Here is a 15,175-nt window from a genome sequence, read left to right as displayed (position 1 = left end):
ATTAAAATTTCAATTTCATATGGATCGTATAATTTGAATGGATATAAAGCAGGGAGATCTCGGGCTGCTGGTCGCGCTGGATGCGCTTCTGGAGCATGAAAGCGTCTCAAGAGCGGCCAATCTGCTCGGGATCAGCCAGCCGGCCATGTCGGCGCAGCTCAAGCGGTTGCGAAACCTTTTCAATGATCCGCTTCTGATCGCGTCCGGCCGCAGGCTGGTCGCGACCAGCCGCGCCCGGGCGCTTCAAGCCGATCTGCGCCGTCACCTGCAGAACCTTGATGCGCTTGTTCGCGAAAACGAGGCCTTTGATCCCGCACAAACGCGGAAGACCTTCAAAGTGATTGCGACCGATTATGTGCATCTGGTCCTTGCAACACGGTTGGACGAGCAGACAAGGGCTGCTGCTCCGGGCGCACGCCTCGCCTTTTTGCCCTTTGAGCCGAGGTCAATGTGGGAGACCCTGGAAGGGGAGGTTGCCGATCTGGCGCTGGTCACGGGAATGGAGATCGCCGATGCGATGAGCCGGTCGGCGATGACGGAGAGCTTCTGCGTGATCATGCGCCGGGGTCATCCGCTTGAGGACGCGGAGCTGACGCTGGAGGCCTTCTGCGCACAGCGACACATCCTGATATCACCTGAAGGCGGTGGTTTCATTGGTGCCACGGATCGGGCGCTCGCCGATCTCGGGATGAAGCGTCATGTCGCGGTTTCTTTGCCCAGCTTCCTGCTTGCGCCAGGTCTGGTTGCCGGTTCTGATGCTCTGTGCGTGGTACCCCGCAGGCTTGCGGTTCTTTATCGCGACAGCGTTGCCTGCCGGGATCTGCCGTTCGACGTAAACGGCTTCAAGGTCGACATGCTTTGGCACCCCCGCCGGCAGAACGATCCTTCGCACATCTGGTTTCGCGGTCAAATCGCCGATTTGACCAGGGAGATCTGAAGCGAAAGGTCAAGTGGCTTCAAGCGTGCCGGTGTTGGCATGAACGGCCTGAGAGAAGAGTGTTACCGGGAATTCATTTGCTTGCGGGCAGCGGCAACACAACATCAGAAGTGGATCTGAAGAGTACTTTTAAGAAATTGGTTTGATGACGAAGGGAGTTGAGCATGAAAGAGAGCCGGGAAATCAGCAGCTTAAGCCGCCGTCACCTTATCGGCGGCGGTCTGGCTGGTGCGGGCCTGGCGCTGTCTTCGGCAGCGCTTGCACAGACCGCGTCCGGTTCCGCCGATACCGCGCGGCCTGCCTCGCCCGGAGAAGCGCTAAGACTTCTGAAGGAAGGCAACGCCCGCTATGTTGCCAATACACCGATCAACACGGATCATTCCGTGGACAGGGCCAAGCGCGCCGCCAGGCAGAAACCCTTTGCCGCTGTGGTTGCCTGTTCCGATTCCCGGGTCGCGCCCGAGATCATCTTCGACCAGGGCCTTGGCGACATTTTTGTGGTCCGCGTTGCGGGCAACTTCATCAACGAAGACGGGCTTGCAAGCCTGGAGTTCGGAGCCGCTGCGCTGGGGGTTCAGGTCATTGTTGTCCTCGGTCACACGGCATGCGGCGCTGTGGACGCGACGATCCAGTCCATCGAAGACAGGACCTTGCCGCCTGGGCATCTGCCCAGTCTGGTCGAGGCGATCCGACCGGCTGTTTATGACGTCATACCTGAAAAGCCGGCCGACCTTCTGTCAGCGGCCATCGAACAGAATGCCCGGTTGAACGCGGACAAGGCGTCGCGATCCGGACCGGTTCTTTCCGAACTGAAGGAAGCCGGAAAGCTTGTCTCTGTGCCCGCCGTCTACGACATCGCGACGGGCAAGGTCGATTTCCTGTAGGCGGCTGGTGTCTGCTCAAAGGGCTGCGCTTTTGTCAGCGCAGCTTTTCCACCCAGTCCATGGCCCAGTCGCCAAGCGGTTCGAGCCTGTCGAAAAGTTGCCGCCCATCTTCGGTAAGGGCGTAGCCGTTGTCGGCATTATAGATAAGCCCGGCGGCGCGCAATTCCTTCAAACGTGTGTTGAGCACACTGGGCGATGCCGATCCGCATCTTTCCTGAAGGTCGCGGAATGTCCGGTTCCCGTCGCTTAGGTTCCACAAAACACCCATCGACCAGCGGCGGCCGATCAGGTCGAAAAGCACCATGATGGGCTGTCCGGACTTTGACCCGCGCACCGGCACGCCCGGTTTTGGCAGTTTCGGTGTCGCCCTTTTTTCCGTCATGCGGTCTCCATTTCACTTGCTACTAAAAACGTAGCAATGTATGCTACTAATATCGTAGCAGAGGAATGGTCGATATGAAAGATGCAGCAAGTCCCGCCGATATTGCCCTGTGGCTGGTCCTCGCCTTGCTGTGGAGCACCTCCTACACCGCCATCAAGGTCGGCGTTCAGACGCTCGATCCGGTTGTTCTGGTTGCCGGAAGACTTGTGATCGGTGCACTGGCCCTGTTTGCCGTTCTGAAGTTGCGCCGGATGACCCTGTCCGGCCGCCTGGGGGACTGGAAACACTACGCGGTCAGCGGATTGCTCGGCAGTGCGATCCCGTTCCTGCTGATATCCTACGGTGAACAGACGGTCGACAGCGCCCTGGCGTCCATATTGATGGGCATCGCTCCCGTGACGACCGTCTTCATGGCGTCCTTTGTCTTTTCCGATGAGTATCTCACGCCGCGGATTGTGCTTGGCCTGGTTTTCGGTATCGCCGGGGTGACGCTGCTCGTCGGGCCGGAAGCCCTGAAGGACCTGGGCGGTGATCTGACGGCGCAATTGTCGATACTGGCTGCGGCCCTGTGCTACGGCGTCACGACGATCTATGTCAGGCGTTTTGTCAAACGGCCACCGCTTGAAATGGCGGCCGGATCAACGATCTTCGCGGCCATGGCGATGACGCTGATGGCGGCCCTGTCCGGCTCGGCTGGTGCCATTGACACAAGCGCAGCCTCGCTCGGTATTGTTGTTTATCTGGGACTTTTCTCCACCGCCCTGGCGACACTGATCTACTTCCAGCTTGTTCCAAGACTTGGGGCCACGAGGATGTCGCAGGTCAATTTCGCCGTGCCGGTTGGAGGCGCACTTATCGGCGCGACAGTGCTTGCCGTATCCCTCGCCCTCCATCAGGTCGCGGCTCTCGGGGTCATCATGATCGCGATTTTCCTCGTGACGAAAAAGCGCCGGCCAAAGGTACGGGATGTTGCATCGGTCAGGCCGATGGCAGGGGAATAAGAGCTGCCTTTTGGCAGGCGGCCTATTGCTAACCAGTTGATGCATAACGGCAATGCAGGTGTGGATATGGAACTTGCCTGACGTCGCTCCGATATAGGGCACGAAAGGAGATGGCGATGACACACGCATTCGACATCCGCACACAAGACATGCCCGCAACCATGCGCATCCTGCTGGACGACTACCCCCGGGACAGCTGGGACGCGCATCCGGGCTTCAAGGAAAAAACGAAACACTGGCTCGGCGCGCATCAGATGTTCCGCCGGCTCGGCGAACTCGTGCGCTCCGAAACCGAACTCTACCTGGACAAGTCCAGGGAGCCGGACGATTTCGCGGGGCGGCTGTCCTATTACGGAAATGCGCTGGTGGCCAATCTCCACGGACATCACAACTGGGAAGACAAAAGTTACTTCCCGGAGTTGTCGGCAGCCGACCCGCGCTTTGATGCCGGACTGGAGATTTTGGAAAAGGATCACCAGGAGCTGGACCGCGTACTGGACCGGTTTACCGAGACCGCCAACCGGTCGATCAAGCTGATCCATCTCGACGAGCCCCAGGCGCGGGAAGAGGCAGGCCGTCTGCACGGTCTCGCCGGAACAATCGAAGCTTTCCTTGAACGGCACCTTGCCGACGAGGAAGAACTCGCCGTTCCGATCATCCTGCATCATCGATTGCGGGGATAGCCCATAAGTGCCTCGCCCTGACCGGCGGGGCACATCACTTACGTCGATAGCCCCTGTCGGCGGATTTCAGCAATGAATAAAGATGCGATTTGAGATAGGGCTTGGCCCCTTCGACGTCATGACCGTTTTGATGCAGAAACACCATCAGCGCGAAAATGATCTCGTGTTCCGTCAAATAGCCCGATGACGACGAACGCCATCCCTGCGTCAAGCCGTCGTTGAATTGGTTGAAGTTGAATTTTGCGTTGGCCAGGAACAACCCGAATCCGCACTTGATCGCCAGCAGATCGGTCAGGAATTCTTCTTCCGCGATGTCGCAGGTCCGTTCCGCGTCACAACATGCCAGTAGATAGTGGCTGAGCTCATGGGCGAAGGTTGCAATCAGCGCATGCGTATTTGAAAGGTTGGCTGGATTGTATGTAATGACGATTCTGAATTCTTCAGCACTCTCAACGCGAAATGTACCGAGTGGTGACTGCGGAAAATTCTGCACCACGAGCAATTCATCCACGTGCGGGTCTATGTCTTCTTCCTGCTCGCGCAATATGCAGTCCCAGTCCTGCATTCCCATCAGTTGCTTTACTTCATGAAAGACATGCTGAGCGCGCTTATGACCATCGGATGGGGGGCGCGTAAAGAACCCGTCTGTCGGTGTTACGAGCGGGACTGGCGTGTTCGGGAAGCCAACGTGAGCATCCAGCCATGCTGATTGAGTCAGGAGCCACTGCTCCTGTTCGGCTTCGACGATGTTTTTCTTGCTGGAGAATAAGCCGAACATGTCACATCCTGTGCAAAGACGAATTGGAGTGGTTCAGCTATAGGTTTCCGAATTGAAGATCACAATTGAAAACTGCAGTAACGCGATGATTGGCTGACGAAATGGGCAAACTCCAGACAGAAGTAAAGGAAGACATTTTCAGAGACCGTCGAAAAACAAGCGCTGACTATGGGCCGGATCTGGCATATCGCTCACGCTCCGCCGCCATGGCGCGGTCCCAGTCGGCGCGGAGCTGAGGCAGGCGTTTGGGGACGCGGTCTTCCAATATCTGCGCATACGTGATCCGCTCCGTACGGAAGTACCGGAACCCGCTTCGCAGTTCGCACCACGCAGCCAGGATCCTGCCCTGATCCCTGTATCCGAGCAGAACGGGCCAGACAATCCGCTCCGTCATGCTTCCCCTGTCGTCCCGGTATTCCAGCCGGATCTTCTTCTGCCGCCGGATCGCGGCACGGATGTCGGAGGAGGAAAGCACCTCCTGCGGCGTGTCTACAGGGGCAACGCCGGTCACCGGCTGCGCGAAGAAGCTGTGCAGGTCCTCCGGCGCGATCGCCTCGATCTTGGCGACAAGACTTGCCGCCGCGCGCCGCATGTCCGGTTCGCCGCGGGTCTGCACCCATTGGGCTCCGAGAACAGCCGCTTCGATTTCGTCTGCCGTGAGCATCAGGGGCGGCATGTGAAATCCCGCTTCCAGCACATATCCGACCCCGGCCTCACCGCGGATCGGAACCCCTTGCGCCATCAGTGCGGCCACGTCCCGGTAGACCGTTCGTTTGCACACTTCCAGTTCCGCCGCGATCGCCGAGGCCGGGACGGGTCTGCGTGCCCGTCGCAGGATCTCGATCACTTCGAACAGCCGGTCGCCGCGTCTCATGTCACGCCTCTTTTAAATGCTGACACCATGCTGACACTACGCTGTCAGCATGGTGTTGCTAAATCAAGATCCGCGGAACAGGAAAGGAGATACGAATGGCGAATGCGGACCGGAAGATTTCGGGCAGCTGTTGTTGCGGCGCCGTGCGGTTCACCGTGAAAGGCAAGCCGGGCATGATGGGAACCTGCCACTGTTCCCGGTGCCGGAAACTGGGTGCAACCCCTTTTGTCTTCGTGAAGCGGGAGCAGTTTGAACTTGTGAGCGGGGAAGCGGATATTGCGTGTTACCAACCCGTAGCGCCCTACACTTATGTTCGCTCCTTTTGCAGGCTTTGCGGGACGGCGCTCGGCGAACCCCTGTCGGATGAAGCCTCCTTTCCCGTCAATGCGCATTGTTTCGACGAGGACCCGCAGGTCCGGAACGCCTTTCACGAATTCGTTGCCGAAAAGCCGGCCTGGTACGAAATCTGCGACAGTGCACGTCAGTTTCCAGGACATCCGGAAACATGACGAAGCTCAGCGTTCCGCGATTTTTCGAACTTGTCGTGGACGCGGGCCGCTTCGCCGGATAACACTTTCTCACGGCCCCATTGATCGGACCGGTCAATGGAGATGCAAGATCGTCAGCCCACCCAACCAAGATCCGTCCAGCTCGGGGCATTTCAACACAATGCGCGGGATCGCGCTCATGGCGCTCGGCATGTTCATGTTTTCCGCCGTCGACACCATGGCGAAATTCCTGACCGACACGATCCATCCCTTCCAGATTGTCTGGTGCCGCCAGCTGGGTCTGCTGCTCGGCGTCGTTGTACTCATTAGCCTGAAAGGCCGGTCCGTTCTCGTTTCCGCCAATCCGGCCTTGCAGATCGGGCGCGGCGCGCTCGCCGCTGTTTCCGCGACGCTTTTTATCATCGGCGTCAAGTTCGTTCCGCTGGCGGATGCGGTCGCCATCACCTTCGTCGCGCCGTTCATGGTCACGGTGATGGGGGCGCTCATCCTGCGCGAACCGGTTGGCATCCGCCGCTGGACTGCAGTCATCATCGGGTTCATCGGCACGCTGATCGTGATCCGTCCCGGCTTCGGCGCCTTGCATCCGGCGGCGGGCCTGCTGGTGATTGCGGCCGGAGCCTTCGCGCTCCGCCAGATCCTGTCGCGCATTCTCGCCGGTGGTGACAGCGCCGGAACAACGGTGGCCTATACCGCGATCGTATCCTGCATCTTGTTGACCGGACCAATGCTCTTTGTCTGGGAGACACCGGGGTCAACAACAGAGATCCTCCTTCTTGTCGCCATGGCGGTTCTCGCCGCAGCTGGGGAAACGCTTGTCATTCTGGCACTGGATGCCGCCCAGGCGGTCGTTGTCGCCCCACTGCAATATACGCTGCTGATCTGGGGCACCTTCTACGGCTTCGTCGTCTTCGGACAGTTTCCGGATGGCTGGACCTGGCTTGGCGCTCTCATCATCGTTGCCACCGGCATCTATACGCTCAACCGGGAGCGCCTTGCACAGCGCAGGAGAAGTTGAGCCCGCACATATTGCGGTGGAACAGACACGGTTGATCCCGCCTACGCCCCCCGGACCAGACTGTCGGGCGTATCCAGGAAATTCAGCAGATCTGAAAATGCCATGGGTCTGGCAAAGTAATAGCCTTGCAACCTGTCGCAGCCGAGCCGGGTCAGGATCTCGGCCTGTTCGCGTGTCTCCACCCCCTCGGCGGTCACGCCCAGCTCAAGCGCCTGGCCGATTTCGATGATCGAACGCAGAAGGCGCAGCCCGCCGCTGCCTTCTGCAACCAGCGAAACGAGCCGCCGGTCGATTTTCAGGCGGTCCGGATTGATCCGCTGCAGCGCGACGACCGAGGCGCGGCCACTGCCGAAATCGTCAACCTCGATGCCGACCCCCAGGTCACGCAAGTCGCGGAGGCGGGCCAGAAAGTCATCGTCCTGCTCTTCAAGAAAGATGGTCTCCAGAAGCTCGAAGCTGATCTGGCCGGAATAAGCGTTCACGCAATCGCGGATGGCCTTTATTTCGCTGTCGTTGATCCGGTTTTCACTCACGTTGAACGACAGCGACAGCGGTTCGCCGTAGGCGCCGAAGGCCTGCTGGCATTCCTGCACCGCACGTTCAAAGATCATCCGGTCGATGTCGGCTGCAACATGCAGGTCCGTTGCGACCGAGAGAAAGGCAGCGGGCGTCAGGATGCCCTTTTCCGGGTGATGCCAGCGCGCCAGCGCCTCGATCCCGACGACCTGCCGTGTCACCGCATTCACCTGGGGCTGATAGAAAGGCACGAATTCATCGTTTTCGATCGCGCGCAGCAGATCGTCGGCAATTTCCTTCGTGCGCTGCACCTCTGCAAGGTCAGCGCGATCGAAGATACCGAGTTGACCCCGCCCGCGCCGCTTGGCCTTGTAGAGCGCGACGTCGGAATTCGTCAGGAGCTGGTCGACATCCGCAAGCGGTGTCCGCGCGAGGCCGATCGAGGCACCGAAACGGCAGATCTTTCCCTCATATCGCATCGGGCGCGCAAGGTCCTCAAGCAGCACATTGGCAAGCTGTTCGGGCCGGCCGGCATCGCCGGTGACGTAAAGCAGCACCACGAATTCATCGCCGCCGATGCGGGCGACGACATCTTCGGCCTCGACCCTGGCAAGAATGCGCCGTGAGATGTCCAGCAGCACCTCGTCGCCGGCAGCATGTCCCATCGTGTCGTTGATCTGCTTGAAACGGTCCAGATCGATGTGCAGGGCAGCGATCTCGCCGCCCGCTTGGTCCCGCCGCCGAACGAAATCCTCAAATTTCTGGGTGAGATAGCGCCGGTTGCCGAGGCCCGTCAGGTCGTCGTGAAGCGCCTTGTAGGTAATCTCCTGGTTCGCCTTCTCCAGTCGCGCGGAATATTGTTCCAGGGCCCGGCGCTGGCGAACGACCTCCGTGATGTTCAGGCGCAGGACGACATATTCGCCCTTTTCGGTGCGTGAGCGCACCATGCGGTGGTGCTGATCGTCTGAAAACTCGAAATCCTCGACACCGGGCTCAAGAACATCCGGTGTGTAGTACGTTTCCACCCATTCCGTTTCGCGCCCGATGGCGGCGGGGATACGGCCGCATTCCGCGGCTTTGACAAGAAGGTCTTTCAGACTGGCACCCGCGCTGATCTCGCCGGGATCGTCTGACATTGACACCGCATAGGCCGGGTTCCAGATGACCAGTTTGTGGTTTTCATCGTAGATCGCAAAAGGATCCGGGTAAGCGTTGATTGCCGCGAACAGGCGATCCTGGGTCTCCTCCAGGGCCCGGCGCTGGCGCACCAGTTCGGTTGTGTCGATGCGGAGCATGACCAGATCGCCGTTTTCGACGCGCGTTCGCAGAAGCCGGTGATGAACGTCTCCGGGAAGTTCGAGGTCCTGTACCGGCTTGGCGACATCGACATCCTGGTGATCGTTGGACATCCACTCTTCTTCGCGGCCGAGCGCATTGGCAATCTTGCCGGCCGCGATGGCGATCCGCGCCACGAGTGTTCTGTGCATGCCTGCTTTCAGCTCGTCCGGATCGTTGGTCATGGAGGCGCGATAGGCGTCGTTGCAGACAACAAGACAATCGTCTGAATCATAGATGACAAAGGGCGCGGGATAGGCATTCAGGGCAGCCAGCAATCGGGCCTGTGCCGCCTCGGCGGTGCGCTTTTGCCGCACGAATTCCGTTGAGTTTAGCCGGATAACGACGTAGTCGCCATTCGAGGATCTCGACCGCAACAGCCGGTGATGAACGTCGCCGTCCAGTTCGACGTCTTCCCAACCGCTGCCCAAATTCTCGGGTGTCATGATGCCATCCACCCAGGCGTCTTCCTGCCCGACAGCCTCCGGATAGCGTCCGTGCTCGACCGCAAGGCGCAGGACATCCCGAAGATGCATGCCCTCGTTCAGGTCGTCCGGATTGTCCGTAACGGATGCGGCATAGCCGTCATTCCAGCGGACGAGATTCAGGTCCTTGTCGTAGATGACGATCGGATCCGGATAGGCATTCAGCGCCGCAACCAGCCGTGTGTGCGTGCGGTCCGACGCCTTTCGCTCCTGCGAGATCTTCGTCGTGTCGAAACGAACGACCAGGAGGTCTCCATTCGCGGTCCGGCTGCGCAGCACCCGTTGGTGAATATCGCCCGCCAGTTCAAGGTCGGATGCAGGTTCTGCGGTTTCGGCAAAGAGGATCTGTTTCTGCAGCCAGGCTTCTTCCTGGCCCTGCGCCTCGGCAAATCGGCCGTTTTCCAGTCCGATCCGCAACAGCTCCTCAAGGCTCATACCGGCCCTTATGTCTGCCGGGGTTTCCGACAACGAACCGGCAAAGGCCTTGTTCCAGAAACGGAGCCGCTTGTCTTTGTCATAAAGGGCGACCGGGTCGGGGAAGGCGTTCAGTGCGGCCCTGAGGCGGTCGCTTTCGGAGAGCGCCCCGTCCGCTTGCGCGCGTTCGCCGGTCTGCCGGAAGGTCGCGCACAGAAACTGGCCACCGTCTTCGGTATTCTCGGCTGCGACAAACGAAATGCTCACCCGGACACGGCTTCCGTCGGAGCGAAGACAGTCGTCTTCCACAACATGTGCCTTGCCCTGTTCAACGACTTCTTGGAGATCCGGGCCGCCGCTTGTGCGCGAGCGGGTCTCGTCGAAAAGACAGGCCATGTCGCGGCCGAGAACATCCTCCGGCCGGTATCCGAAGAGGTCTGAAAAGGCGCGGTTGACATGAACAAGATGGACAGTCGACGCACCCGGCAGCAGTTGCCCGACTGCGACCGCGTCACCCATCAAGTCCATGAAGTTATTCTTAAGCGCCTTGAATTCCATTCCGCCTCACAACTCAGTATTTGAGTGTAAAGCAACGAGGTTAGATAAAAATAAATTTGTGAAAGGGCAGGTGATTAAACGGAAATTGGGTCCGGAGCATCGTTATTTCTATCAATGCATTTAATGTCAAATAGATGTTTGCGCGGCATTCGGCAGAAGTACAGTAATTTTGTTGCAAATCTTGAATTGCAATCGCGTCACCTTCAACTCAGTAGTCTTCGCCCGCATACCGGTTGGGCTGATCGGAAGCATCCGGGTTGCCGATAAATTCGGCCCAGTCGGCACCGGGCCTCCAGATGCCGTCCATGTTCTCAAAGGCTTCGGTTTCCGGCAGGACATGCCCGGTCCTGGCATAGCGATAAAAGAAGGCGCTGACCCGCGCATTGTAGATGCAGTGCACGTGGATTGAAGTGTCCTTCAATCCTTCGAGCGTTCGCCGGAACGCGTCGAAGTCGGCATCGGTGGGACAGTCGAACTCAACCGGAATGTAGACGTATTGCATTCCAAGGCCGGCGACGGTTTCCGGTTCGTCTTCCAGGGCGCCCTTGTTGTGATGAGGACCTAGATTGACGACATGGGTCACGCCAAGGGATCTGATCTCGGCCAGTTCCGCCTCGCTCGGTTGTCCGGATGTCGTGATCCTGCCGGTAAGCCGCCTCCAGTTCAGGATGTGGGTCGGGTCGCGCATGACACGGATTTCCTTCAGGCGTGCAGATCCGCGCATTGCGGATGCGCCTTGGTGAACCGCTTGGTCGAAGCCGGATTTTTCACAAGGTGTCTTTCGGGCCGCACCGGCCGCTCAACAAAATTGCCGCCGCAGTTGGGGCAGATGTTGTCGAAGCGGTTTTCGGCGCAATCGGCGCAGAAAGTGCATTCGAATGTGCATATCCGGGCGTCCGTCGCCGCCGGAGGAAGGTCCTTGTCGCAGCACTCGCAATTCGGCTTGAGCATCAGCATGTGAGGTCTCCTTGATCCTAGGGAGTGGGTCCGGAACCTAGACTAGCAACGCGCGTCATGGCATGAATGACAAGATGACCTCTTTTTCTGCCAAAGTTGCCGAACCTGCAGACAAGACCAGACAGGTGGTGTTCGTCGTTTATCCGGACATCGTATTGCTCGATCTTGTCGGACCCTTGCAGGTCTTCAGTCACGCACGCGATCCGGAAACAAAGATAAACGGCTATGCGTGTGCGGTCACATCGCTTGGCGGCGGGATGATCGACACCAACACGGTGGTTTCGATCCCGAGCGAACCCGCATCGCACTACCTGAGCAAGCAGATCCACACGCTGATTGTTGTCGGGGGTGACGGCGCCAACACGGTCATGAATGACGCACGCATGCTCGAAACGGTCAATGCGCTGGCAGCAGGGGCGAAAAGGGTCTGCTCGGTCTGTTCCGGTGCGCTGGTTCTTGCCGCCGCAGGGCTGCTCAACGGCCGAAGAGCGGTCACGCACTGGGACGATTGCAAGACGCTGGAATCGTGCTTTCCCGAGGTGACGGTGGAGGTCGACCCGATCTACATTCAGGATGGCAATGTCTGGACCTCCGCCGGCATAACAGCCGGCATTGATATGGCCCTCGCCGTTGTCGCGGAAGACCTGGGCCGTCGTTCGGCGCTTCGGGTCGCAAGGTCTATGGTCACGCACATGGCCCGCGCCGGTGGCCAGTCGCAATTCAGCCCGGTCCTGCGCCGCCAGCTGTTGGATTCAACCGGACGGTTCGAACACCTTCACCATTGGATCGCGGAAAACCTGGGCCGGGATCTGAGGGTTGAGGAACTTGCCGCGCAGGTGAACATGAGCGCCCGCAATTTCGCCAGGTTGTACACCGGGCAGATGGGTCTGACGCCGGCGAAAGCGGTCGAAGCCATTCGAATTGAGGTGGCCCAGGACCTTCTTGGAACAAGCGAAAAAACCATCAAGCAGGTCGCGGCGCATTGCGGGTTCAACGACGAGGAACGCATGCGCCGGGCTTTCATGCGCACGCTCAACGTCTCCCCGACCGACTACCGGCGCGGTTTTCGCGCTAAGTGAGTTCCAAAACCTCATTGAAGGCGTTCGGTCGGTTGCTCGAATTGATGCGAGGGTGAGTGTTGCGCTATGGTTTCCGTAACGAAAGGAGGCTGCAATGTCGAACAGGTCCAAAGCGCTGCAAACAACCGGATCTTGCCGGAAAGGCGGGCTCGTCGGACGTTTCGTGGTGTCGGCTCTGCTTGCCGCGGTCCTCTCCGCATCATCAATAGCAGCGCTGGCTGAGTCCAGCTTCGTGTTGGGGACCGATATCGAGGGTGCGCCTGGGTTTGGAGAACCCGGTTTGCTGCCTCAGGATGCGCGTATCCAACCGGGTGCGGCTGGGACGGGAGACTACGCCCGTTTCCTCGGATTGTTCTCAATTGTGAACCCGGAAAATGACATCTCCGGACTTTGGGGGATATTTAGAGTGACCCGAGATTTGTGCGGTGCCTTGTACCGGGGAGAAAAGGGGCTGGTCGAGGCCGCACCAAAAGGCTTCTTCATTGAACGCGGAGATGTCTTCGCGTTGGGCTGGAAAAACGAGATTTGGGACGGAACCAGGTATGCTGTCACCAAAACGGGAGATAGCGAGCGCGACGTCGTCGGAGGTCATCCGGCCTGGGAAGTGATATTCTTCGAGGACGGCCGTCTGCGCGAATGCGGGGTCACTTTCGGATCCGCGTTTGGGTCAAACAGGAACGCGAGTGCAGCAAGTGAGGATGCACGCAAATCGGCTGTAACGTTCATGTATGTTACCGTGCCGCATTTCTACTCCGCAATTCTGGTCGAACCGCAGAATGCGGGAGCGTATGGGCTTCAGCAGCACGACCTTCTCATCATGCTGACCCCCTGCGGTGCATCTTGGTGCCGCACGACGACGACTTTCGATTTCAGCGAGGGGAACTGGTATGTGCAGTCAAGCACCGAGTTCAATCTTCCCTTGAAGGCGGATTGACGCGCCTGACGATTGCGCCAGCATCTCTTCGAAACGGATCGGTCATCAGCTCAATTCCGTGCCAGGGATTCCTTGTCATCGACATGAGGCGTCGTGTCGCGACGCATTGGCGCGTATATCTGCGATCTGCCGAGTATTTAGTCGAAGATTTGTCCTGAAAAAACCTGCCATCAAGCACATGGATAGTTTTGCCTATAGATACATTTGAGGCGAGTTGTGACAAAGTGATATGTGAGCAGATTTGAAGGAGGTGTTGAAAGCAAAATTCGCCGACAAGAAGCGAAAAAACGAATGGGGGGAGAAAATGTTAAAGCCAATACTTGTGGTGGCGGTGGTTTTGCTGCCTGCAGCAGCTAATGCCGAGCCAAGCCTGGAGCGAGGCGAATACCTTGTGCGCGGTCCGGCCGCATGCGGCAACTGCCACACGCCCCAGGGCCCGAACGGTCCGGACATGGCCAACGAGCTTGGCGGATTTCTTGTCGAAAAGAACGACGCGATGGACGCCTGGGCGGTAAACATCACCCCCGGCAGCCGTGTGGCCGGCTGGAGCGATCAAGAGCTTGCCAAAGCAATCCGCGAGGGCATCCGTCCGGACGGCAGCGTCATCGGACCACCCATGCCGATTGGTCTTTACCGGGGCCTGAGCGATGACGACCTGATGTCGATCGTGATGTTTCTAAGGACGGTGCCGGCCAGTGATAACCAGACACCGCAATCAACCTACAACTTTCCGCTGCCACCGGCCTACGGTCCTCCGATCGATACGGTTGCTTCGATCCCTCAGGGTGTCACGGTCGAATATGGCGAATACCTTGCCGGGCCGGTCGCGCATTGCGTGGAATGCCACACGACCTTTGGCGAAAAGGGGCCGATGTTCAAGACGCATCTCGGCGCGGGCGGGTTTGAGTTCCACGGTCCCTGGGGCGTTTCTGTCGCGCCGAACATCACGCCTCATGAAGACGGAATTCCCGGTTATTCCGATGAAGACCTCGCGCAGATGATCACGGCGGGCAAACGTCCCGACGGAAAGCCGATGCTGCCGCCGATGGGCTATGGCTATTATGACCGGATGACGGCGGAAGACCTCGCTGCGATCATTCTTTATCTGCGCCAGATACCGCCCTTGCCGAGCCCGGGCTGACACCGGAAAGGCGCGCTTGCCGGCGGTTCACCTGAGAGCGCGCATGCTGCGCAGCGGATCGGATTGGACAGCGATCCGCTGAACGTATTTCAGGTGGCCGATGGCGGACAGGAACTCCCGGTGCGCGGACTTGTGTTCGAGAAAGTCCTGCAGCCTCAGAAGATTGACCGGCTGTTTTTCGATCAGGGCCTTCACGCGGTCGACGGCCTCTTCGAGGGAATAAGCATCGATGAACTGACAGGCCGTTTGTGTCGGTGTCAGGATGTAAAAGTCCCGGGGTTGCTTCGGCGCATAGCGCGTGATGTCGAACGGCGACGCTCCGAGCGCATGAAACTTGGGCATCAATCCGCAGATGCCCGTTTGTGCATGTTTCACAATCGTGCCGGAGGTTTGCTTGTAGCCGAGTTTTTCGAGCCGCTGGACCACATGGCGGCGCATCGCCGGTGACAGCATGTCGGCGTCCGAGCGATCGTATTTCAGGTCATCGAACACCGAAAGAAGGTGGAGATCCGCGTCCGCGAGATAGAGATACGGTCCCAGCTTCATCGGCTCGGTTTGCTCGAAAATATTCAATTGGCGCGTCCGTTCCGTAGCGTGTCCCCGCCGTTGAGGAGACAGCGCCTCTCATCCAAACCAATGGGTCCTGCCCCTGAACCTAGGGCGCAGGTGAATGATGTGGAGTCAGCGAAGGCA

Annotated in this window: 16 protein-coding genes; 9 read left to right on the top strand and 7 right to left on the bottom strand. The window is 58.8% G+C overall.

The genetic code is table 11. The features are described from left to right. Positions 1–37: 37 nt before the first annotated feature. Together RBB49_RS09040 and RBB49_RS09035 are read left to right on the top strand one after the other, a co-directional pair. Positions 38–937, top strand: a complete 900-nt coding sequence (locus RBB49_RS09040; RefSeq protein ID WP_306142422.1) for a LysR family transcriptional regulator — start codon at positions 38–40, stop codon at positions 935–937. Between the two features lie 164 nt (positions 938–1,101). Next, complete coding sequence (locus RBB49_RS09035; RefSeq protein WP_306142421.1) at positions 1,102–1,821, top strand: carbonic anhydrase; 720 nt, start codon at positions 1,102–1,104, stop codon at positions 1,819–1,821. A gap of 34 nt (positions 1,822–1,855) precedes the next feature. On the opposite strand, the gene RBB49_RS09030 is transcribed toward RBB49_RS09035, so the two are convergent. Next, positions 1,856–2,203, bottom strand: coding sequence for a helix-turn-helix domain-containing protein (locus tag RBB49_RS09030; protein WP_306142420.1), 348 nt, complete (start codon positions 2,201–2,203; stop codon positions 1,856–1,858). A gap of 74 nt (positions 2,204–2,277) precedes the next feature. Here RBB49_RS09030 and RBB49_RS09025 point away from each other — a divergent pair, with 74 nt between their 5' ends. Then, the gene (locus RBB49_RS09025) at positions 2,278–3,204 is read left to right on the top strand and encodes a DMT family transporter (protein WP_306142419.1); all 927 of its coding nucleotides are present in this window, start codon (positions 2,278–2,280) and stop codon (positions 3,202–3,204) included. 116 nt (positions 3,205–3,320) lie between these two features. Beyond that, positions 3,321–3,887: a hemerythrin domain-containing protein gene (locus tag RBB49_RS09020; RefSeq protein WP_306142418.1), complete on the top strand. Its 567-nt coding sequence runs from the start codon at positions 3,321–3,323 to the stop codon at positions 3,885–3,887. Positions 3,888–3,921: 34 nt separating this feature from the next. On the opposite strand, the gene RBB49_RS09015 is transcribed toward RBB49_RS09020, so the two are convergent. Both RBB49_RS09015 and RBB49_RS09010 read right to left on the bottom strand, forming a co-directional pair. Further along, entirely contained in the window at positions 3,922–4,665 is a 744-nt protein-coding gene (locus RBB49_RS09015) for a hypothetical protein (RefSeq protein ID WP_306142417.1), read from the bottom strand. 166 nt (positions 4,666–4,831) lie between these two features. After that, positions 4,832–5,539 carry a YafY family protein gene (locus tag RBB49_RS09010; protein ID WP_306142416.1) on the bottom strand — a complete coding sequence of 236 codons (708 nt, stop codon included), beginning with the start codon at positions 5,537–5,539 and terminating at the stop codon, positions 4,832–4,834. 95 nt (positions 5,540–5,634) lie between these two features. On the opposite strand from RBB49_RS09010, the gene RBB49_RS09005 reads away from it, so the two are divergent. Beyond that, a complete protein-coding gene (locus RBB49_RS09005) occupies positions 5,635–6,048 on the top strand; it encodes a GFA family protein (RefSeq protein ID WP_306142415.1) in 414 nt (137 codons plus the stop codon). Between the two features lie 160 nt (positions 6,049–6,208). Next, positions 6,209–7,063, top strand: coding sequence for a DMT family transporter (locus RBB49_RS09000; RefSeq protein WP_306142414.1), 855 nt, complete (start codon positions 6,209–6,211; stop codon positions 7,061–7,063). Between the two features lie 41 nt (positions 7,064–7,104). Here the strand turns inward: RBB49_RS09000 and RBB49_RS08995 are convergent, their stop codons facing one another. From RBB49_RS08995 to RBB49_RS08985, 3 genes are all read right to left on the bottom strand, one after another. Next, on the bottom strand, positions 7,105–10,341 hold the full coding sequence (locus RBB49_RS08995; protein WP_306142413.1) for an EAL domain-containing protein: 3,237 nt from the start codon (positions 10,339–10,341) through the stop codon (positions 7,105–7,107). A 238-nt stretch (positions 10,342–10,579) separates the two neighbouring features. Then, complete coding sequence (locus RBB49_RS08990; RefSeq protein WP_306142412.1) at positions 10,580–11,095, bottom strand: protein tyrosine phosphatase family protein; 516 nt, start codon at positions 11,093–11,095, stop codon at positions 10,580–10,582. Next, the gene (locus RBB49_RS08985; protein WP_306142411.1) at positions 11,074–11,328 is read right to left on the bottom strand and encodes a DUF1272 domain-containing protein; all 255 of its coding nucleotides are present in this window, start codon (positions 11,326–11,328) and stop codon (positions 11,074–11,076) included. The genes RBB49_RS08990 and RBB49_RS08985 overlap by 22 nt, the downstream gene beginning before the upstream one ends. Positions 11,329–11,402: 74 nt before the next feature. Between RBB49_RS08985 and RBB49_RS08980 the strand changes: the two genes are divergently transcribed. The 3 genes from RBB49_RS08980 to RBB49_RS08970 all read left to right on the top strand — a co-directional run bounded on the left by RBB49_RS08980 (position 11,403) and on the right by RBB49_RS08970 (position 14,482). Then, positions 11,403–12,407, top strand: coding sequence for a GlxA family transcriptional regulator (locus tag RBB49_RS08980; RefSeq protein ID WP_306142410.1), 1,005 nt, complete (start codon positions 11,403–11,405; stop codon positions 12,405–12,407). A gap of 94 nt (positions 12,408–12,501) precedes the next feature. Then, entirely contained in the window at positions 12,502–13,341 is an 840-nt protein-coding gene (locus RBB49_RS08975; RefSeq protein ID WP_306142409.1) for a hypothetical protein, read from the top strand. Positions 13,342–13,645: 304 nt separating this feature from the next. Beyond that, the gene (locus RBB49_RS08970) at positions 13,646–14,482 is read left to right on the top strand and encodes a c-type cytochrome (RefSeq protein WP_306142408.1); all 837 of its coding nucleotides are present in this window, start codon (positions 13,646–13,648) and stop codon (positions 14,480–14,482) included. Between the two features lie 27 nt (positions 14,483–14,509). Here RBB49_RS08970 and RBB49_RS08965 read toward each other — a convergent pair whose 3' ends face one another. After that, positions 14,510–15,055 (bottom strand): hypothetical protein, encoded by a 546-nt coding sequence (locus tag RBB49_RS08965; protein WP_306142407.1) that lies wholly within the window; start codon positions 15,053–15,055, stop codon positions 14,510–14,512. Positions 15,056–15,175: the final 120 nt, after the last annotated feature.

The sequence above is a fragment of the Roseibium sp. MMSF_3412 genome (assembly GCF_030733265.1).
Taxonomy (GTDB): Bacteria; Pseudomonadota; Alphaproteobacteria; order Rhizobiales; family Stappiaceae; genus Roseibium.
This window is presented reverse-complemented; position numbering and strand designations above follow the sequence as displayed.